We start from the raw sequence: 20,640 nt of genomic DNA on the forward strand, positions 1-20,640 counted from the left end.
ATACCTTGCAAAAGTCAGCGTCGGGTGAAATGTCTTACCAGGCGATCGCCGCTCATCTGCAGCACCTGCACCAGCAGGATCAGCAGCAGCACGGTGACCACCATCACATCGGTCTGGAAGCGCTGGTAACCGAAGCGGATCGCCAGGTCGCCAAGGCCGCCACCGCCGATCACGCCCGCCATGGCGGTGTAGTCGACCAGCACGATGGCGGTGACCGTGACCGCTGCGATCAGCCCGGTGAGGGCTTCGGGCAGCAGGGTGTAGCGGATGATCTGGGTAAGGCTGGCGCCCATGGCCTGGGTGGCTTCCACCACGCCGTGGTCGACCTCGCGCAGGGCGGTTTCCACCAGACGCGCGAAGAACGGCGTGCAGCCCACCACCAGCGGCGGGATGGTGCCCTTGACCCCGAGGGAGGTGCCGGTCAGCAGCGTGGTCAGCGGGATCAGCACGATCAGCAGGATAATGAACGGCAGTGAACGCAGCACGTTGACCACCACCGAAAGGCCACGGTAGAGCGGCCCGTTGGCCAGCAACTGGCGTTGCCCGGTGAGGTACAGCAACACACCCAGCGGCAGGCCGAACAGCACGGTGAAGCCCAGGGCTGCGCCCAGCATGCTCAGGGTATCGAGGCACGCCTGGGCGATTTCGGCCCAGTCGAGGTGGCTCAGCAGTTCGTTCATGGGCGTGCCTCGCGGCGCAGCACGGCTGCCGGGTGAGTGCCTGCCAGGCGGTCGCCACGGCCGAACAGCTTGTTACGCAAGGTGCCGGGTTCATAGGCGCGCTTGAACAGCCCCCGCGCCTGCAGTTCCGGTATCAACAGGTCGACCACCGCCTCGAAGGTTTCCGGGGCGACTACGCTGGCCAGGTTGAAACCGTCCACCCCGGTCTGCTCGACCCACTCCTGCAACTGGTCGGCCACGGTCCGGGCCGAGCCCACCAGCACCGGCCCGTCACCGCCGATGGCGCAGTAGTCGGCAATCTCGGCGGTAGTCCAGGTGCGTGCCGGGTCGGCGCGGGTGAATGCCTCCACGGCCGACTGGATGGCTTCGCTGGGCACTTCGCGCAGCACCTGGTCGGGCGCGTATTCGGCGAAATCGATGCCGGTCCAGCCGGACATCAGCGTCAAGGCGCCACTGGCGCTGGCATACTGGCGGTATTCGTCGAGCAGGGCCAAGGCCTGCTGATCGGTGGGCGCGACGATGACCGTCAGTTGCTCGAGAATCTGCACATCGTCCGGCACTCGGCCGGCAGCAGCCACGGCAGCGCGCAGTTCCGCCACCTGCTTTTTCAGCACCGCCTTGCTTGGCGCGGCGACAAATACGCACTCGGCGTTGGCGGCGGCAAAAGCGCGCCCGCGGTTGGAGGCGCCCGCCTGGTAGATCACCGGGGAACGCTGCGGCGAAGGTTCGCTCAGGTGAAAACCCGGCACCTTGAACCAGGTGCCCTGGTGGCCGATGCCGTGGACCTTGTGTGGGTCGGCATACACGCCGGTTGCCCGGTCGGCCTGCACTGCATCGTCTTCCCAGCTGGTTTCCCAGAGCTTGTAGCAGACCTGCAGGTACTCCTCGGCCAGGGCGTAGCGCTGGTCATGGCTGAGCGGGGGCTGGCCGAGGTTGCGCGCGCCGCTGGCCAGGTACGAGGTGACGATGTTCCAGCCAGCGCGCCCCTGGGTCAGGTGATCGAGGGTGCTCATGCGTCGGGCGAACGGGTAGGGGTGTTCGAACGACACCGACGCGGTCACGCCGAACCCCAGGTGGCGGGTGGCAGCGGCCATGGCGGGCACCAGTTGCAACGGGTCGTTGACCGGCACCTGGGCGGCGTTGCACAAGGCCGCGTCGGCATTGCCGCCATACACGTCATAGACGCCCAGCACGTCGGCGATGAACAGGCCGTCGATGCAGCCACGCTCCAGGGTCCTGGCCAGCTCCACCCAGTAGTGGATATCGGTGTAGCGGGTGGCCTGGTCCCGCGGGTGGCGCCACAGCCCGGGCGAGAGGTGGCCGACGGTGTTCATGGCAAAGGCATTGAGGCGGATCTGCTTGGTCATGGTCGCGGGGCCTCAGTTCCAGTCATGGCGGGCAGGCTTGATGCCGTTCAACGCCCAGTTGCCGACCAGGTGATACTTCCAGCGCACCGGGTCGTGCAGGGTGTGCACGCGGGCGTTGCGCCAGTGACGGTCAAAGTTGTGCCGGGTCAGCGACGAGCGCGTGCCGCCGAGTTCGAACAGGCGGTTGCTGGCCTCGATGGCCACCTCGGTGGTGAGCACCTTGGCCTTGGCCACGGCCACCGAGGCCAGGGCCACGTTGTCTTCATCCGGTGCTGGTCTCGCCGCATCCAGCGCCAGGCCGGCACGTTCAAGCAGCGCCTCGGCCGCTTCCTGGCGGATTTCCAGTGAACCGACCTGGATGATGGTCAGCGGGTCTTCGCTGGCCTTTTCGACCTTGGCATCGATCCAGGGGCGGGCGTGCTGGCGCACGAAGGCAATGGTGTCATCCAGCGCGGCGCGGCCGATGCCGGCATCGATGGCGGCGGTGGTCAGCTGGGCGAAGGGGCCGGCCAGCGTCGGGCTTTCGTAGGAGCGGTAGCTGGGGAACAGGTTGAACGCCGGTACCCGCAGACCATCGAGCAGCACCGTACCGCTGGAGGTGGTGCGCTGGCCCATGCTGCTCCAGTCGTCGACGATCACCAGGCCAGGCGTGCCGCGTTCGACGAATGCCAGCTGTGCCCGGTCCTGCTCATCCAGCGCCAGTACTCCGATCCAGTGGGCGTACAAGGAGCCGGTGCAATAGCCTTTTTGCCCATTGATGCGATAGCCGTCGCCCTCGCTGACCAGGCGTGTGCGGATGTCCTGCACGGTCTTGCCGCCGGTTTCCGACAGGGCATTGGCAAAGCGATGGCCCTGCAGCACCAGGCTGAAGAAGTGGCGCTGCTGCTCGGGCGTGCCTTGCAGGCGGATGTCTTCGAGCAGGCAATAGTGGTTCTGCGGGATCTGCCCCAGCGAGGGGTCGGCGGCGGAGATGATGGCGATCACCTGGGCGAGCGTGGCGAACGAGACCTGTGCACCGCCATGTGCCCGTGGCACGGTGATGCCCCAGAGCCCGCTGTTGGAGAATGCGTCGACAATGTCTGCCGGCACTTCCCGCTGTCGATCGCGTTCGGCTGCACCTTCGCGCAACAGGGCGGCGACCTGGTGGGCGACGGTGATCGCCTCGGCGTCGTCGCGGATGATGTGTGCTGCGGGAAGGCGGATTTCGTAGGCAGCAGAGCGTGTTTCGTTAGGCATGGACAACTCGATGTGTAGTCGGACGACTTCACATTGCAGCTGTTGTGCCAGCACGAGGGGCCCAATAAATCCGGGCGTTGTAGCCGAGTAGCGCGGATTTTGCCTGTGTGAATGCACGGCCAACTGTTGCCGAGGTGTTTGTTCTGCAACATCAGGTTGGGCGATGAGGTCAGGATTCGCTCACCTGCGACAGTGGCCCGGCCACCTGTTCGAGCGAACGCCGCCGACCCGCGCCAGCGGCGCGTAGCTACCCGGCTCATACAGGTACAGGATGCTCTGCCCAGACGTCTCCTCACGCAGCATCCTCAACCCTTGCCAGAGGAAGTGTTTCTGCTCAGTTTTACCGTTGACCTCAGCCTGCTTGGCCACCCGTCGCCCGAGGCTGTCGTAGCGATACTTACCCCAACTCTCCAGCGTGCCCTCGCGCAGCGTTTCGGCATGGACCAGGCGATTTTCGCAGTATTCTTCGCTGCTGATCAACGAGCCGGTATTACGGCCGCGTAGCTGGCCGTTGGCTTCGTATTCGTACTGGACCTCGCCACGCAGCTTGTCGAGCGTGCGCGCCAGCTCACCGGCCGGGTCGTAGTGGTAACGGCGATGAATCGGGTTGTAAGCGTGTTCCACCAGCAGCGACGTGTTGATGCCGTTGTTGTGCACCTGGGAAAGCTTGTCGGCAGGCAAGGTAGACGCAAACTGCCAGGCCTTGCGCCCCATGGCGTCGTAGCCAAAGCAACTGGTGAGCTTGCCCTGGGTGCGGTAGACCTCGCGGTGCAGGTGATCGCGCTCCATGTCACTCAGCAGCAATTCCCAACCATCAGCAGTAATACTGCCTAGCTTTAAAAAAGCGAATAAAAATCATGAGATTCCAACAAGCAATTGAATGTCGTAAGATTTGTCCTTGATGATTTGTTTTGACGTTACGGCGTTATTAATTAGACCTATTGCTTCGCCCACCCCGCCTATTTTTGCCGCGCAGTGTATGAAAACAGCAGGATAGGCATACTGGTCGGGCGCAGACAACACATCATTTATCGTCCGACTTCCTGGCTTGATACAGGCTAGAATTTTCGGAACATAAAATTCTTCCAGTACGGATCTAATATGCGCACAGACCTCCCCTGCCACATCAGGCAATGGGGTTTTTATTGCGCCACTTAAGCCATCACCAAAGCGTTTATTATTTTCGCCTGACGAAATAAAGGAAAAGCTGCTCTCGTTGAATAGATTGCTTTTGTAAGGAGGCGCAAAGCTTAACGCGCACTCATGAATCTCCCCTCCATACACCATCCCGCAAAGCACATAAGAATCTATTCGCGCAAGATGATCTAGAAAAATCTCAGCCACATACTTTTTGTTAAATTTAAACTTTAGCTTGTTTTTAGATGCGACCACGCCATCAAATTGCGAAGCAACAATCTTCAACACCTTCAGCAGTTCAGATTCGAAATGCAATCGATTTTCAGAGCTCATAAATCACCGATACTTAAGAACATTGAATACAGCTTCATGCACAGCACCTTTGCCACCAAGCAGTTTGCCGCGCGAACTATTAGTATCAACTTTGAGTTTGGCTGCTGTGCCACTGGACGGCTTAATTACACCCCCTCCTAAATGATGCGTAACATTAGCAGGGTTGCTCATATCGAAAACCCCAGAAGCATTCTGATTTTTCGTTAGCGCCCCAGAGCCATGCTTAACTTCGAATACATGTAAAATCCCATGAGAATCTCTGGTAACAAAATCCGCTCTAACTCTACTTCCATTGACTTTCATGGTGACTTCTTCCGCGACGATCTTGTACCCGTTCCGCTCCAAGTCGTGCATGGCCTTAGCTCGTCCTTTGTCACCACTTGCAGCACTCTTGCACAGACCAAAAGGATCAATCCATGTAAGTGCATTCGGAGCATAGCCGTAAAGATTATAGTCACCTTGAAGGCCTATAGGATCCTGAGTGATGAACTTTCCTATCTCCGGATCATAGTACCGGAACGTGTTGTAGTTCAGCGCCGTTTCGTCATCGAGATACTGGCCTTGGAAACGCAGATTCTGCTCGACCTGATCGACTGCCAGATGCTCAATCGCCCCCCACGAACGATACGTCGCTTGCCAAACAATCGTGCCGTCGCTGTCGGTCAGTTCCAACGGCGTCCCAATCTGATCCGTATGGAAGTAGTAGAGCTTCTGCTCTTCACCTTCCACCTGATCGACCCGCGCCAGCGGCGCGTAGCTACCCGGCTCATACAGGTACAAGATGCTCTGCCCAGACGTCTCCTCACGCAGCATCCTCAACCCTTGCCAGAGGAAGTGTTTCTGCTCAGTTTTACCGTTGACCTCAGCCTGCTTGGCCACCCGCCGCCCGAGGCTGTCGTAGCGATACTTACCCCAACTCTCCAGCGTGCCCTCGCGCAGCGTTTCGGCATGGACCAGGCGATTTTCGCAGTCGTAGCTGAAACTCTGCAGCTTGTCGTACCCCGTGCGCTTCTTGATCAAGTTGCCCCAAGGGTCATACCTGTACTCCTGATTCCGCCACTGCCTGATCCGGTTGTCCTTGACCTTGGCAAATTGACCCACATTGAAGTCCAGCCGGTTGGCCGCTGCGTCGTAGCGGAATTCTTCGCTGCTGATCAACGAGCCGGTATTACGGCCGCGTAGCTGGCCGTTGGCTTCGTATTCGTACTGGACCTCGCCACGCAGCTTGTCGAGCGTGCGCGCCAGCTCGCCGGCCGGGTCGTAGTGGTAACGGCGATGAATCGGGTTGTAAGCGTGTTCCACCAGCAGCGACGTGTTGATGCCGTTGTTGTGCACCTGGGAAAGCTTGTCGGCAGGCAAGGTAGACGCAAACTGCCAGGCCTTGCGCCCCATGGGGTCGTAGCCAAAGCAACTGGTGAGCTTGCCCTGGGTGCGGTAGACCTCGCGGTGCAGGTCATCGCGCTCCATGTCGCTGATCACCTGACCGTCCAGGTTCAACTGGTGCAGGTGGCCGCTGCCGTAGTACAGGTGGTTGAGCTTGCGGCCGTCCGGCAGGGTCAGCGTGGTCAGGTTGCTGAGCCGATCGTAGGCGTAACCCAGGGCACCGTGCGGGCTCAGTTCCTGCGTCAGTCGACCTAGCAGGTCGTAGCTGTAGCCCAGTTTCTCTTCGGTGATACCTAGCTTTCTGCCCGTGGGGGTCGGCTGACGCTCAATACTGAGCAGCCTATCAGCCTCGTCGTACGTGAAATCCTGCCGGGCATCGCGATTGACCTTGGCCAGCAACCGGCCAATCGCGTCCCGCTCGAACAGCGTATGCCGCTCAGGGCGCTCGCCGTTTTCGCCGTAGCCGATTTCGTCCAGGCGTATCAGATGGCCGCCGATGTTGTAGCTGAAACGCCGGGTCAGGTTGTCCACCCGTATTTCTTCACTTAGGCGGTCCGACGCGTCATAGGCAAAGCGATAGGCCGCATTGTTCTCGTTGACCAGTGCGGTCAGGCGCAGGGCCTCGTCGTATTCGTAGCGGATCCATTCGCCCTTGGCATCCTGCCGGCCCCTCGGCAGGCCGCGTGGGGTGCGTTGCAGGCGCGTGGTCTGGCCTTTGCCGTCGGTGTGGCTCAGCACCTGACCCAGGGCGTTGTAGGTGAAGGTTTCCGCGCTGCCATCCGGATGGCGGATGCGCAGCACTTCACCGTCCGGCTTGCGCTCCAGCGCGGTGGTCTGGTTCAGCGCATCGGTCACCGCGATCAGGTGCTGACGTTCGTCATAGCGGTAGTAGGTGCTCTTGCCCGAGCAGTCCTGGAAGTGCTCGACCTGGGCATGGGCGTTCCACCACAGGTACCTGGACTTGAAGTTGTCATCGATGATCGTGTGCGGCAGGCCGTCGTCGCTGATGAGGTACTCGGTCTTGTGGCCCAGCGGGTCGATCTCGGTGATCAGGTTGCCTTTGTGGTCGTAGCGCCACTGCCAGACGCTGCCGTCGGGGAAGCGGGTTTCGGTGACCTGTGGCGTGGCCAGGTGGTGCTTGTAGCGGATCTGCCGGCCCAACGGGTCGGTTTCTTCGATCAGCCGGCAGAACTCGTCGTACTTGAAGGCCAGGTGATTGCTGTCGGGTAGATCGATGCCGAGCAGATTGCCGGAGTCGTCCAGCTCCAGGCCATAGCGCTCGCCGCCGAAGTCGCGGCTGGCGATGACGCGGTTGTCTGCGTTGTACCGGAGCTCCAGCTCGCGGCCCAGCACATCGATGACCCGGCTGGTTCGGCCAGCAATGTCATAGCGGAAGTAGTAGTGCTCGCCGTCGCTGGTCGTGTGCTCGACCACGCGAGGCTGGCCCTCGAGGGTTTGCCAGCGGTATTCGCAGATGAGGCCCAGGGCATTGCCGTGACGGCTCATCAAGCCATCCGTGTAACCGAATTCGCGCAGCGTATCGCCGTTGCGGTTGATCACTTCGGTCAACTGGCCGGCATCGTCGTAACGGTACTGCACCAGGGTTTCCACGGACGCGTGGCCGACGATGCGGCGGACCTCGGTCAGGCGACCGAGCGGATGGTCGTGCTGCAGGTGGACCCTGATGCCGCCGGGGGCGCTGATATCCGTCAGCAGGCCGGCCCCGTCGCGGTTGAAATGCAGGTAATGACCATGAGCATTTTCAAGGCGCTGCAACGGCACTTCACGGTTGTTATTCGGGACTTCGCCGAAATAGAAGAACAGGTTATCCAGCGTCTGCACCAGGTAGTGCCCACCCTGGCTACGCACCAGGTAGACCTGCTCGTTGGGGTTGAACAGGCGTTGGCCGGGCTCAACATCGACGAAGGGCACGCTGCGCCCCTGGTTGTCCCTGAGGTAGATGAACCGGCCATTGCGGCGCAGGCTTTGTTCCCAGGGCAGAACCCAGCCTCGCCCCAGCACGCCGCCGACATCGAGGTCGCTGGCATAGAAGCGTGTCCAGTTCAGCGGCATCAGGCCGGGCAAGCTGAAGTCGGTCTCGTCGGGCAGCACCTTGCGGCCGCCGACCAGGTCCACCGGGTTACCCACCAGGCCGCCCAGTGCGCGCTCCACCGCCGGGCCAATGAGGTAGCGGCCCGCCAGGTAACTGGCTGCAATCGACGCACCGACCCGCAAGGCGCACGGCCGCGCCGCTTTCAGGCCGGCCTGCAGCCCCAGGGTGGCGACGTTGAACACCGAGCGGCCCATCGACGCGACCACCATCAGGATGTCGACGGTGACGCGCAATGCGTCGGGCACCTCTTCGTTCACTGGCAAGTAACGCTTGCTGCCGCCCCCGATGAAGACATTGCGCGAACCGCTGGCAATCCTCGCGCCGCAGGTGAGCTTGTCACCCGAGCGCGCGGCGGCCACGCCGTTGATGAACACATTGGTCGAGCCTTCGGCGACCAGGACCGGTGCCGGGTGCTTGTCGCATTGGGCAGTGCTCAAGGTGGCGTGGGCGGCGTTGCGCCCGTTGATGAACACGTTGTCGGAACAGCCTGGCCGTTCGAGGTGCCCGGCCGCCGAGCTGAATAGCGATCCAAAAGATTCCCCCAGCGACGGCAGGAAACTGGCACCGATGCCAATGACCAGCGGCAACAGGATGCCGCCCAGGCCTCCCGTGCAAATCATGAAGGACGCTGCCGCCACCATGGCCAGGCCCACCACGGCACCGGCCAGAAAGCCGGCCAAGGCGCCAGTGTGCTCGATCTCATCGCCCAGGCGCGCTGCTTCGAACATGACGCTTACTCCTGCGGCGATTGAGCGCGAGGCTGAAAACCGTCGAGCAGTTGTTGCCAGCACGCGTCCTGCCCGGCATTGAATTCGCTCTGGCTGGTCGCGGAGAACACCAGGATGCGGCCTGGTGTGACCTCGAATGCCGCCTGGCGCTGGTACACGGGCCGGCCATCGTGCAGGTAGTAGGCATCGACCTGCAGGCCGGCCAGCGGTGCGGCGGTCGACAAACTGACCGGGCGTTTTCCCAGCAGGGTGTAGTTGCGCAGCTTGCTGCCTATCAGCGCGAGCTGACGATCGACATAGGCGCCCAGGCTTTCTTCCGCTGGCAGATCATCGCGGGCTACGTTGAAGTTCAAGTGCGCCGGGCCGCTGCTGGGCTGAACGAAAATGTTGACGGTGCGGTCCTGCAAACCCTCGGGCAGCTGGAGGGTGCCTTCGGCAAGTGGGTAGTCCATTGGTTGCTGTCTTCCTTTGCGAGCGAAATCAAATGGCGGTAACGGCGGCGAGCATGGCGTCGAAGTCGATCAGCCAGTCGGCCAGCGGCCTCAGGTCGGGATCGATGACAGTCGAGAGGGAAAATGACAGCGCTTCATGGCCGTCACTGGGCGGGATCAGGGTGAGCAAGGTGCGGCAATGCCGTCGCGCCTCGTCCTGACCGAACAGATAATCCAGCATCAACGCCGGGTGCCCGGCGAGCAGGGATGGCTGCTGACGCACGAGGGTGAGCGCCTCATGCTGTTGGCGGGCCTCTGCCTGGTAGCTGTCCATTGCCTGGTCGAGGGTCAGCGTCTGTGCAACGCTGCGGCATCGAGCCCTGAGGGTGACGCTGTGCTCGCCAACCTGCAGAGCGGCCGACACATCGCGCAGCCTTGCACGTTCAGGCATGAGCAACTGCAGACCGGCGATTGTCATGGCGTTGCGTTCAGGCAGCACTGGCAGCGCGGGTGCGGGCTGCGACAACGCGAGCGCGGCTTCCTCTTCGGCCTGCGCTCTGGCCCGGGCTTCAGCCGCTTCGCGTTGCTGCCAGAGGCGGTCGTAGAGATTTCCTTTTGCGATGCCGAATGCGTTACTCATTGATATCCACCCGGTCACCCTTGACGAAGGTGTGCTTGCCCCGCACTTCGATGTTGTCCGCCTGGATCAGGATCTTGTTCGGCTTCAACGTGAGGGTGCTGCTGCCGACCTGCAGGATGATGTGTTGCTGCGCCAGAACCTGAATGAACTGGTTGTCGACCTGCAGGGTGTACGAGCCCTCCTTGATGTTGATCAGCGTGTCTTTGCCGATGATTTCCTGGTGTGTGCCGGCGACGTTGACCTTGCGGTCGTTGCCCACGAAGTGGGTCTCGTCGCGCTCGACTTCCGTGTCCAGGTTGCGCTCGGCATGCAGGATCACCTGCTCGGCGCCGGCCTTGTCTTCGAAGCGGAAAAAGTTCGCGGTGCCACCATCACCCTTGATCGAGCGCGTCAACAACCCGCTCTGGGTCTTGTTCACTGGCAGCGCCCATGGCGGGGTGTTGCTGCTGTTGTAGAGGCTGCCGATGATCAGTGGCCGGTCCGGATTGCCGTCGAGGAACACCACCACGACCTCGTCCTCTACCCGCGGGATCTGGATGCTGCCAAAGCCACCGCTGGCACCAGCCTGCGCCACCCGCACCCAGCAGGAGCTGTGGTCGTTGAAGGCGCCGTTGCGGTCCCAGTGGAACTGCACTTTCACCCGGCCCAGTTCGTCGGTGAAGATCTCTTCGCCGGGCGGGCCGACGACAATGGCGGTCTGCGGGCCGGCGATGGTCGGCCTCGGTGTGTTCAGCGGCGGGCGGTAAGGGATCTTCTTGCGCACGCAGGTGAAGGTGTTGAAGTAGCCTGCCTGCCGGCCGCTGAGGTAGTTGTTGTGGCCCTCGCAGGTCACGCCCATCAGCAGGAACTCGCGCTCTTCCACCGGACCGCGCTGGTGGCCAGGGTGCTGCAGCAATTCGAAGCTGTAACCGGGGCGCATGGCGCGGCAGTTGCTGGCACCCTCGAACTGCTTGCCAACGAGTTCCAGCGCCTCGACGCGCCGGCGCAACAGCGCCTCGCCTTCGTCATGGGTGCTGTGGGTGTACTGGCCGGGGTCGTAGATTTCGAAACGCTGCACGGCGCCTTGCTCATTGAGGCTGCGCATCGCCACTGGCAGGCGGTTGCGTGGCTGGCGATAGTCGAAGGTTTGCGCAGCCATGCTGCCGGCCTGCAACTGGCGCTGGCCGCACCACTGGGTGATCGCGTCGGCGGTTTCGGTGACCGAGGCGCTGTGGAAGCGGATCTGCGCTTGCTCGGGGAGCGCGTCAAGCATCGTGGAGTCGTCGCAGATGATCAGGGTATGGCCTTCGCGGCTGTGTTCGAAAAAGTAGAACAGCCCGGCGTCATCCAGCAGACGCTGGACGAAGTTGAGGTCGCATTCGCGATACTGGGTGAGGTAGGTGTGGCGTTTCTGCGGCTGGCTCAGGCGCAAGGCGTAGTCGGCATAGGCCGGGTACAGGGCGAAGACATCCGCGAGCACGTCAATGACGGTGCAGTTCTGGAAGATGCGCGTGTCGGTGCGGTGCCTGAGCATCGTCAGCCAAGGGCTCAGGGTCGCGCCATAGCGGTCGAGGGCGCCGTCGCTACCTTGGCTGGCAAAGCGCGTGAGGTAGCCGTTGATGAAACGCGGTGCGGCATCGGCCAGTTCGATCTCGAGGCTGACCTGCTGGCCGATCATCGACTTGAGCGGCATGTGCGGTGCGTCGCAGATCAGCAGCAGCTCATAGGCGAATGGCTGCGACAGGGCCTCGGCGCCCCTGAAGCTTTCCAGCAGCAGCGGCTGATCGGGGTCGCTCAGGTGGTGAAACTGGAACAGTCGGCGATGCTGCGGCGAGAGGCGCTCGGCCAGGTCCCTGATCATGGCATTGTCCTTGAGGGCGAGAAGCGCTCGGAGGCTAGGGCAATGATCGAGAGGCTGACAATGAACAGTGTGTTGAGTGAAAAACGTGTGTGTAGGACCGAGTAACCGGGTGATTTCGCGCTTTCCTACACTGCGCGAAAGTACCCGTCGCTGGGAAAGAGCGCCGGCCCAGTAACGGCGCTACTTTGCGGAATATATGCGGCCGACCGGCGCTTCACCCTGGTTCATCGGTTCAAACAGCACAACCGAATCAAGGAGTTACAAAATAGCCACCACTCGCACTCGGCTGCCGGGAGTAACTGCCGTGTTGCTCCGGTGTGCTATCAGCGAGCCAGTCGCTCAAGTAGCGCCTTGGCCACCCCCTCCGAAGAGGCCGGGTTCTGGCCGGTGATCAGATGGCCATCCTCGACCACATGGCTCGCCCAGTCCGCTGCCTTGGAGTATTCGCCACCGTTGGCCTTGAGCATGTCTTCCACCAGGAAGGGCACCACTTCGGTCAACCCGACCGCCTGTTCTTCGCTATTGGCAAAGCCGGTGACCTTCTTGCCCTTGACCACCGGATGGCCGTCTGGCGCCTTGACGTGCTTGAGCACCCCAGGCGCGTGGCAAACGGCAGCTATCGGCTTGTTGGCGGCATAGAAGGCCTCCAACAAGGCCCTGGAGTCGCTGTCCTCGGCCAGGTCCCACAGCGGCCCGTGGCCACCGGGGTAGAACACCGCGTCGAAGCCATACGGGTCGATTTCGCCAAGCGGCACGGTGTCGGCCAAGGCCATCTGCCCGTCGGTGTCGCTGGCAAAGCGCCGGGTGGCGTCGGTCTGGGCGTCGGGTTCGTCGCTTTTCGGGTCCAGCGGTGGCTGGCCACCTTTGGGTGAGGCGAGGGTAACGTCGGCATTGGCGTCGACGAACACGTAGTAGGGCGCGGCAAATTCTTCCAGCCAGAAGCCGGTCTTCTTGCCGGTGTCACCCAGTTGGTCGTGCGAGGTGAGCACCATCAGGATCTTTTTCATCAAAGCCACTCCTCCAGAGGTGAATGGGCAGTGCGCTGTTCGCCCTGCATGAAGGTGGGAGGGCAGGGCGCCGCAGGCGTTCCATGATAGCCCTCGAAAAGATTGCGGGGTTTGCCGCTTAGTCAATTACCCTGGCAGCACGATCATTTCATTTATGGATGCCTGCCCATGAGCAACACCTCATTCCGCCAACCCGTCATCGCGGATGCCGAGCGCTGCTTCGTGATCGAAATCGGTGCCTACGAAGGTGACGAAGCGGCCACGCTGGAGAAGATCCGCACGCGCATCAGCCAATACCCTGAAGGCTTCCTGCTGCTCGAAGACGCCCATGGCATCGTCGGCTTCATCAACAGCGGCTGCGCCCACGACGTGGTGATGTCCGATGAGGCCTTCAAGGAGCTGGTCGGTCATGACCCGCAGGCGCCCAACGTGGTGATCATGTCGGTGGTGGTGGACACGGCCCACCAGGGCAAGGGCTACGCCAAGCGGCTGATGAGCGAGTTCATCAGCCGCATGCAGGCGCAGGGCAAACAGACCATCCACCTGATGTGCAAAGAGCAGCACGTCGAGCTGTACCGCAAGATGGGCTACCAGTATGTGCAGCCTTCGCCCTCGGACCACGGGGGCATGGCCTGGCATGAAATGGTCATGGCGCTCTGACCCAGACGGATGAGGACGATGTGTTTAGTCACATTTAGTTACTACGGAATGAGGATCCACTGCGTGTATGCCCCGGTTTAGAGGGGGTGAAAGAGGCGTTTGCCATTCAACGGTCACAAAGCTGTAACACAGCTGATGCAAAGTGTGCTCGCCATCACACGGAGCGCTTTCCATGATACGCCTGATGAAGTCTGCTGCACTTGCCGTTGCGGTTTCTCTGTCTGCCACTTCGGCCTTTGCCGCAGACAACGTTCGCCTGACCGGTTCCGGCGCCAGTTTCCCTGCACCGATCTACCTGACCTGGTTCAAGGACTTCAGCAAGAACACTGCTGGCGTCACCGTCGACTACCAGTCCAAGGGGAGCGGCGCAGGCGTTCAGGACTTCCTGAACAAGACCGTCGACTTCGCCGCCAGCGACTCGGCCATGAGCGAAGCAGACATGGCCAAGGTCGGCGAAGGCGTGCAGTTGCTGCCGATGACCGCCGGTGAAATCGTCCTGGCCTACAACCTGCCGGGCAACCCGAAAGGCCTGAAGCTGCCGCGCGATGTGTACTCCAACATCTTCCTGGGCAAGATCACCAAGTGGAGCGACCCACAGATCGTCAAGGCCAACCCAGGCATGAAACTGCCTGACCTGCCGATCACCGTGGTCGTGCGTGCCGACTCCAGCGGTACCAACGCGGTCTTCACCAAACACCTGTCGGCCATCAACGCCGACTTCAAGAAAGACCTGGGTGAAGGCAACACCGTCAACTGGCCGGCTACCGACAAGTTCATCAAGTCGCCGAAGAACGACGGCGTGACCGCCACCGTTCGCCAGACCCCGGGCGCCATCGGCTACATCGAATACGGCTTCGCCAAGCTGGCCAAGGTCGACTTCGCCGAGCTGGAAAACAAGGCCGGCCAATACGTCGTGCCAAACGCCGAGAGCGGTGCCGAAGCACTGGCGGCGGTGAAGATGCCGGAAAACCTGATCGCTCACCTGCCAGACCCGGAAGGTGCCAAGTCCTACCCGATCACTTCCTACACCTGGATGATCTTCCGCAAGGACAACGGCAGCCCGGAAAAGGCCAAGGCCATGCGTGAGATGGTCGAGTACGGCCTGACCCACGGTCAGAAGATCGCCGACTCGATGGGCTACATCCCGCTGCCACCGTCGGTTGTCGACGAAGTGCGCAAAGCGTCGCAGAGCATCCAGTAACACCCTCAGGCGCTCCCGGCATGGTGTGACAGCCGTGTCGGGAGTGTTTGCCCTTTGTCCCGGAACAAGACAATGAACACACCTTTTGCCATACCGGATAACCCAGACTCCGCGTGCCAGCCACCGTCCGCCAAGGACTTCCTGGTTGACCGCACCTTCCGTGCCCTTGCACGTATCGGTGTGGTGCTGATTCTCGCGCTGGTTTTCGCGTTGGTATACGAAGTAGGACGCAAAGCACTTCCAGGAATGGAAAAGCACGGGTTTGACGTGCTGTTCGGCAGTGTGTGGGACGTCAACCAAGGCAAATACGGCATTCTGCCAGCCATCTGGGGCACGCTTTACAGCGCCCTGATCGCCTTGTTGATCGCTGGTTTCTTCGGCGTCAGCATGGCCATTTTCCTTACCCAGGATTTCTTGCCGGCGAGGCTTGCCGCGGTGTTTCGCACCATCGTCGAGCTGCTCGCCGCCATCCCCAGCGTCGTTTATGGCCTGTGGGGCATCTATGTGGTGATTCCGGCCATCCGGCCGTTGACCGCCTGGCTGAACAGCGAGCTGGGCTGGATCCCGTTCTTTGGCACCTCCCTGAGTGGCCCCGGCCTGCTGCCGGCGGCGTTGGTGCTGGCGATCATGATCCTGCCGACCATTGCCGCAGTGTCCCAGGATGCGCTGACCAGCGTACCGATGAAGACCAAGCAGGCCGCCTACGGCATGGGCACTACCCACTGGGAAGCCATCCTCAAGGTGATGGTGCCGTCGGCCGCCACCGGCATCTTCGGTTCCCTGGTGCTGGGCCTTGGCCGCGCACTGGGCGAAACCATGGCCCTGGCGATGCTGGTGGGTAACGCCAACACCATCACCCTTTCGCTGTTTGCCCCGGCCAACACGCTGGCAGCCTTGCTGGCGCTGAACTTCCCGGAGGCCGGGCCGAACGAGATCGAGGTGCTGATGTACGCTGCCCTGGTCCTGATGTTCATCACGTTGCTGGTGAACGTGTTCGGTTCGATGATCATGCTCTACGCCCAGCGGGGTAACAAATAATGACTGACCTCACTGCAGCCACCACCGCATTGCCCAGCCTGCAGCGTCGCTTCGAAGGCCGCGCCCTGCGCAGCCTGGTGCTGACCTCCACGGTCTGGTGCGTGGCCCTGCTGGCCAGCGTGCCGCTGATTTCCGTGCTGTACATGCTGATCACCCGCGGCGGTGCGCGCCTGAGCCTGGAAGTCTTCACCGAGCTGCCTCCCACCGGTTTCGAGATGGGCGGTGGTTTTGGCAACGCCATGGCCGGTACCTTCGTCATGGTCGGTATCGCCGCCGCCATCGCAGTGCCGGTCGGCATCCTGGCAGCGGTGTTCCTCGCCGAACTTGGCCCCGAGAGCAAGCTGGCCAACGCTTCGCGCTTCGCCGCAAAAATGCTCACTGGTTTGCCGTCGATCCTCGCCGGTGTTTTCGCCTACGCCCTTGTGGTGATGACCACCGGTACCTACTCGGCCCCGGCCGGTGGCGTGGCACTGGCCGTGCTGATGCTGCCGATCGTCGTGCTGACCGCTGAAGAAGCGATGAAGATGGTCCCCAAGATCATGAAGGACGCCGCCTACGGTATGGGCTGCACCCGCGCCCAGGTGATCTGGAAGATCGTCCTGCCGACCGGCATGCCGGCCATCCTTACCGGCGTCATGCTGGCCGTGGCCCGCGCCGCAGGCGAAACCGCGCCGCTGCTGTTCACCGCGCTGTTCAGCAACTACTGGATCTACCACGACGGCAGCCTGGCCGTCATGAACCCCACGGCATCACTTGCCGTACTGATCTACAACTTCTCCGGCATGCCGTTCGACAACCAGCTGGAGCTCGCCTGGGCGGCCTCGCTGGTGTTGGTGATGATCGTGCTGGTAGTCAACATTCTTAGCCGAATCTTCGGCAAGCCAAAGTATTGAAAGGGAGCATTCGACCGTGAACGTATCAACTGCACAGAGAGCCGCTCCCATGGTCAGCGAAGCGCCAATCGTCATGGACTGCAAGCTGGACAAGATTTTCTACGGCAACTTCATGGCCGTGCGTGACAGCCATGTACCGATCCGCAAGAACGAGATCACCGGTTTCATCGGCCCGTCCGGCTGCGGCAAGAGTACCGTGCTGCGCAGCCTCAACCGCATGAACGACCTGGTCAAGGGCTTCCGTTTCGAAGGCCATGTGCACTTCCTCGGCCAGGATGTCTACGGCAAGGGCGTGGACCCGGTGGTGGTGCGCCGCTACATCGGCATGGTGTTCCAGCAGCCGAACCCGTTCTCGATGAGCATCTTCGACAACGTTGCCTTCGGCCTGCGCCTGAACCGCTACAAGGGCGACATCGGCGACCGCGTCAAGCACGCCCTGCAAGGTGCGGCGCTGTGGGACGAGGTCAAGGACAAGCTCAAGGTCAGCGGCCTGTCGCTGTCCGGTGGCCAGCAGCAGCGCCTTTGCATCGCCCGTGCCATCGCCACCGAGCCGGAAGTGCTGCTGCTCGACGAGCCGTGCTCGGCACTCGACCCGATTGCCACCCGCCGTGTGGAAGAGCTGATGGTCGAGCTGAAGAAGGACTACACCATCGCCCTGGTGACCCACAACATGCAGCAGGCGATTCGTGTGGCCGACACCACCGCGTTCTTCTCGGTCGACATCTCCCAGGGCACCCGCACCGGTTACCTGGTGGAGATGGGCCCGACCACGCAGATCTTCCAGAATCCGCGTGAACAGCTGACCAGTGACTACATCAGCGGCAAGTTCAGCTGAGTCGCCGGCACCCGCCAGGCGACCCGCCCCGCAGGCCAGGAAGGCCGAGCGGGGCAGGTCGCTTTCACGTTTGTACTGTTTCAAGAGATTACCAATGGATGCGACATGTCGTCTTGACCTGCCAGCGGTAGAGCGCGCACTGCGCGAGGTGCAGGGCCGTTTTGCCGAGCTCAGCCAAGATTTCACCGAGCCGCGTGACCCGTTCACCGACGAGGTGCTGCTCAATGTGCTTGAAGGCTATGCCTTGATTGACGACTATGTCGCACGGGGTGTGGACCTGTTCGACCTGCAGCAGCTGAACCTGATGCTGGAGATCAACGCCACCGTGCTGTGCGGCAGCGACCCGGCACGCCGCCGCGAGTTCGCGGCGCACCTCGAAGCCACCGAGGCACGTTTTTTCAACAACGTGGAAGGCGGCATCAAGGATCTGTACAACTGGTATTGCTCGTACCGCAGTGATTCGGTCTGGAAGCGTGCGGCCGGTGTCTACGTGCGCATCCTCAGCAAGCCGCAGCTGTTCATCGAAGGGAACAATCGCACGGGGTCGCTCATCGTCAGCTATCTGCTGATGCGTGCAGGGCTGCCGCCGTTCGTGCTGACGCTGGACAACGCCGAGGGCTACTTCAACCCGTCCTCGGTCATTCGCAACTCCGCCAAGCATGGTGTGAAAGCTTTGTACGAATTGCCCAAGATCAAGAAAAAGTATGCGGCCTTCCTGGAAGCGAAGGCACCTGAACCCGAAAAGTTCTTCCTGCGCGGCACCTGCGTGCCGGCCCGTCAGGGGAGCCGCTGATGGAAAGGTATTCGATGCTGGAGCAAGGCAAGGCCGGTGGACGGCGTGCGTGGAAAGCCATCGGGCGCAGATTCAGGCGCCCGCAGATGCGCATTTCCTTCGATATCGATGACACGCTCGCCTGTCTGCCGCACCACGCCGATGAAGAACACAGCAAGCTGCCGGCGTTCGTCCACCGCTGGCTGGGCGAGCCGCTGCGCAGCGGCACCCGTTCGCTGATCCGCGACCTGCGCCGCCAGGGCTGCAGCATCTGGATCTACACCTCTTCGGGCCGCACACCGGCCTACATCCGGCGCTGGCTGATGCTCTACGGCATTCACGTCGACGGCGTGGTCAACAGTGATCGCCACCAGCATGCCCTGTCGCAGCACGGGCTTGAGAACACCCCCTCGAAGTACCCACCGGCATTCGACATCGACTTGCACGTCGACGATTCCGAAGGGGTCGGGATCGAGGGCTTTGACCACGGATTCCGGGTGGTCGTGGTCAACCCGGAAGATGACAGCTGGGCGCAGAAGGTGATGGATGCGGCGCAGCAGGTGCAGGCTCAGCTGGCCTGGCAGCAACCGCACCGCTACGAGGCACCCGTAGCGAGGCGTTCGCAAGTGCTTGCATCCTGATCGTTTGCGGTCACCCTGAAATTAATTCCTGGTGTGGGTTATGCGGCGTCTGTGGGATCGAGCGCCGCCCGCGCGGCGCTCGATTTACGCACTAGCTCAAGAGCCCAAGACAAGCACCTGATCCTGTTCCCGGCCCAAATCAGTGGTGCGCGGCGTCCACGGCAATGCTTTCGCCGGACACTGCCTGATACCGGGCACTGCGGTTGGCGATGGCGTAGTGGATCAGCCCGCCCAGCCCTGCGCCGAAGAACCAGGAGAACTGCGACAGCGTCTCGAACGCTGGCACCAGCGCCAGCAGAATGGCAATCAGCGAGGCCGGGATGAACGCCGCCACGGCGCGCAGGTTGACCCCGCCACGGTAGTGATAGGCACCCTCGGGGCTTTCGCTGTACAGCTCCGGCAGGTTCACCCGGCCGCGGCGTACCAGGTAGTAGTCGGTGACCATGATGCCGTATAGCGGGCCGAGCAGGGCACCCAGGCCGCCGAGGAAGTACACGATCACCGACGGGCTGTTGTACAGGTGCCAGGGCAGGATCAGCACCGCGATGGAGGCGCTGAGCAAGCCCGCGCGGCGGAAGTTCAGTACCTTTGGTGCCAGGTTGGTGAGCACGAAGGCCGGGGCGACGAAGTTGGCCATGATGTTCACTGCCACGGTGACCAGCAGGAAGGCCAGGCAGGCCAGTACCAGGCCGGCGGTGTTGGGGATGGCGGCAACGATTTCGCTCGGGCTCTGTACCAGCTTGCCGTCGATGCTGAACTGCGCACCGGCGAGCACCACGGCGATCAGCGCGAAGCCGAGCATGTTCACCGGCAGGCCCCAGAAGTTGCCCACGCTGATGGTGCGGCGGTCCGGGCAGTTGCGGGTGAAGTCGCAGAAGTTGAGGATCATGGTGCCGTACAGCGAGACCCACAGCGCGGCGGCACCGAACACTTTCAGCCACATGCCGGAGCCGGTCGGCGCGTTGCCGCTGGACCAGGCGATCGACAGGCCGCTGCGCCAGTACATCCAGCCTGCCAGGCCGCTGAAGGCGACCAGGATGATCGGCCCGGCGAGGGATTCGAAGCGGCGCACCATCTCCATGCCATAGGCGAAGATCGCCACCTGCACGCACCAGATGCCGAGGAAGGTGACCCAGCCCAGGGTCGACAGGCCGAGGATCGCGTTCTGGTCGTAGGCCTTGAGGTCGGGGGCGATGGCGGTGAGCAGCACGCGCAGGACCACCGAGGCGAGGTAGGTCTGGATGCCGAACCAGGCGATGGCGATCACCGCGCGGATCAGTGCCGGGATCTGCGCGCCGTGGATGCCGAAGCTGATCCGGCACATGACCGGGTAGGGCAGGCCGGTCTTCTGCCCCATGTAGCCGGACAGGTTCATCAGGCCGTAGATCACCAGCGCACCGAGCGCGAAGGCGGCGAGGATCTGTGCGCCGCTCATGCCCAGGGCGAACAGGCCGATGGCGAAGGAGTAGTTGGCAATGTTGTGCACATCGTTGGTCCACAGCGCAAACAGGCTGTAGCGCCCCCAGGTGCGATTGGCCGCACGGGTCGGTGCAAGGTCGTTGCTGTAAAGGCGCGGGCTCAGCTGCATCTCGCGGGGGCCGGCCGTTTCGGCGGCGCGATCGGCAAGCTGGCCAACATCGGAACGGGAAATCGACGCCATCGGGACTCCATGATGGTTGTGTACTTTTATTGTTTGTATTTGTAT

Annotated in this window: 17 protein-coding genes and 1 pseudogene; 7 read left to right on the forward strand and 11 right to left on the reverse strand. The window is 62.1% G+C overall.

The genetic code is table 11. The annotated features are described in order from the left end of the window. Positions 1-14: 14 nt before the first annotated feature. The 10 genes and pseudogenes from ACIPZ8_RS24440 to ACIPZ8_RS24485 form a co-directional block, all read right to left on the reverse strand. Entirely contained in the window at positions 15-680 is a 666-nt protein-coding gene (locus ACIPZ8_RS24440; protein WP_400728699.1) for a methionine ABC transporter permease, read from the reverse strand. Then, complete coding sequence (locus ACIPZ8_RS24445) at positions 677-2,047, reverse strand: LLM class flavin-dependent oxidoreductase (protein ID WP_400728702.1); 1,371 nt, start codon at positions 2,045-2,047, stop codon at positions 677-679. Before ACIPZ8_RS24445 ends, ACIPZ8_RS24440 begins: the two co-directional genes overlap by 4 nt. A gap of 12 nt (positions 2,048-2,059) precedes the next feature. After that, positions 2,060-3,283, reverse strand: a complete 1,224-nt coding sequence (locus ACIPZ8_RS24450) for an SfnB family sulfur acquisition oxidoreductase (protein WP_400728704.1) — start codon at positions 3,281-3,283, stop codon at positions 2,060-2,062. A gap of 216 nt (positions 3,284-3,499) precedes the next feature. Next, positions 3,500-4,084 (reverse strand): annotated as a pseudogene (locus ACIPZ8_RS24455) (type IV secretion protein Rhs); the annotation flags it as partial. A gap of 54 nt (positions 4,085-4,138) precedes the next feature. Next, complete coding sequence (locus ACIPZ8_RS24460; protein WP_400728707.1) at positions 4,139-4,753, reverse strand: hypothetical protein; 615 nt, start codon at positions 4,751-4,753, stop codon at positions 4,139-4,141. Between the two features lie 3 nt (positions 4,754-4,756). Beyond that, positions 4,757-8,977, reverse strand: a complete 4,221-nt coding sequence (locus ACIPZ8_RS24465; RefSeq protein ID WP_400728710.1) for an RHS repeat-associated core domain-containing protein — start codon at positions 8,975-8,977, stop codon at positions 4,757-4,759. A 5-nt stretch (positions 8,978-8,982) separates the two neighbouring features. Next, positions 8,983-9,429, reverse strand: a complete 447-nt coding sequence (locus tag ACIPZ8_RS24470; RefSeq protein ID WP_400728712.1) for a DcrB-related protein — start codon at positions 9,427-9,429, stop codon at positions 8,983-8,985. A gap of 28 nt (positions 9,430-9,457) precedes the next feature. After that, complete coding sequence (locus tag ACIPZ8_RS24475) at positions 9,458-10,048, reverse strand: hypothetical protein (protein ID WP_400728715.1); 591 nt, start codon at positions 10,046-10,048, stop codon at positions 9,458-9,460. Beyond that, entirely contained in the window at positions 10,041-11,888 is a 1,848-nt protein-coding gene (gene tssI / locus ACIPZ8_RS24480) for a type VI secretion system tip protein TssI/VgrG (protein WP_400728718.1), read from the reverse strand. Before tssI ends, ACIPZ8_RS24475 begins: the two co-directional genes overlap by 8 nt. A 323-nt stretch (positions 11,889-12,211) precedes the next feature. Next, entirely contained in the window at positions 12,212-12,895 is a 684-nt protein-coding gene (locus ACIPZ8_RS24485) for a type 1 glutamine amidotransferase domain-containing protein (RefSeq protein ID WP_400728721.1), read from the reverse strand. A gap of 168 nt (positions 12,896-13,063) precedes the next feature. Here ACIPZ8_RS24485 and ACIPZ8_RS24490 point away from each other — a divergent pair, with 168 nt between their 5' ends. The 7 genes from ACIPZ8_RS24490 to ACIPZ8_RS24520 all read left to right on the forward strand — a co-directional run bounded on the left by ACIPZ8_RS24490 (position 13,064) and on the right by ACIPZ8_RS24520 (position 18,935). Next, positions 13,064-13,555 carry a GNAT family N-acetyltransferase gene (locus tag ACIPZ8_RS24490; RefSeq protein WP_400728724.1) on the forward strand — a complete coding sequence of 164 codons (492 nt, stop codon included), beginning with the start codon at positions 13,064-13,066 and terminating at the stop codon, positions 13,553-13,555. A 172-nt stretch (positions 13,556-13,727) separates the two neighbouring features. Beyond that, on the forward strand, positions 13,728-14,756 hold the full coding sequence (gene pstS, locus ACIPZ8_RS24495; RefSeq protein ID WP_400728727.1) for a phosphate ABC transporter substrate-binding protein PstS: 1,029 nt from the start codon (positions 13,728-13,730) through the stop codon (positions 14,754-14,756). A gap of 72 nt (positions 14,757-14,828) precedes the next feature. Then, positions 14,829-15,794: a phosphate ABC transporter permease subunit PstC gene (gene pstC, locus ACIPZ8_RS24500; protein ID WP_110635505.1), complete on the forward strand. Its 966-nt coding sequence runs from the start codon at positions 14,829-14,831 to the stop codon at positions 15,792-15,794. Then, entirely contained in the window at positions 15,794-16,687 is an 894-nt protein-coding gene (gene pstA, locus ACIPZ8_RS24505) for a phosphate ABC transporter permease PstA (RefSeq protein WP_400728730.1), read from the forward strand. The genes pstC and pstA overlap by 1 nt, the downstream gene beginning before the upstream one ends. Positions 16,688-16,736: 49 nt before the next feature. After that, positions 16,737-17,522 (forward strand): phosphate ABC transporter ATP-binding protein PstB, encoded by a 786-nt coding sequence (gene pstB / locus ACIPZ8_RS24510; RefSeq protein ID WP_027918791.1) that lies wholly within the window; start codon positions 16,737-16,739, stop codon positions 17,520-17,522. A 94-nt stretch (positions 17,523-17,616) separates the two neighbouring features. Further along, the gene (locus ACIPZ8_RS24515; protein WP_400728733.1) at positions 17,617-18,315 is read left to right on the forward strand and encodes a hypothetical protein; all 699 of its coding nucleotides are present in this window, start codon (positions 17,617-17,619) and stop codon (positions 18,313-18,315) included. Beyond that, positions 18,315-18,935, forward strand: a complete 621-nt coding sequence (locus tag ACIPZ8_RS24520; protein ID WP_400728735.1) for a hypothetical protein — start codon at positions 18,315-18,317, stop codon at positions 18,933-18,935. Before ACIPZ8_RS24515 ends, ACIPZ8_RS24520 begins: the two co-directional genes overlap by 1 nt. 139 nt (positions 18,936-19,074) lie before the next feature. On the opposite strand, the gene ACIPZ8_RS24525 is transcribed toward ACIPZ8_RS24520, so the two are convergent. Then, positions 19,075-20,595 carry an NCS1 family nucleobase:cation symporter-1 gene (locus ACIPZ8_RS24525; RefSeq protein WP_400728738.1) on the reverse strand — a complete coding sequence of 507 codons (1,521 nt, stop codon included), beginning with the start codon at positions 20,593-20,595 and terminating at the stop codon, positions 19,075-19,077. Positions 20,596-20,640 lie beyond the last annotated feature (45 nt).

The sequence above is a fragment of the Pseudomonas sp. NPDC089422 genome (assembly GCF_044749405.1).
Classification (GTDB): domain Bacteria; phylum Pseudomonadota; class Gammaproteobacteria; order Pseudomonadales; family Pseudomonadaceae; genus Aquipseudomonas.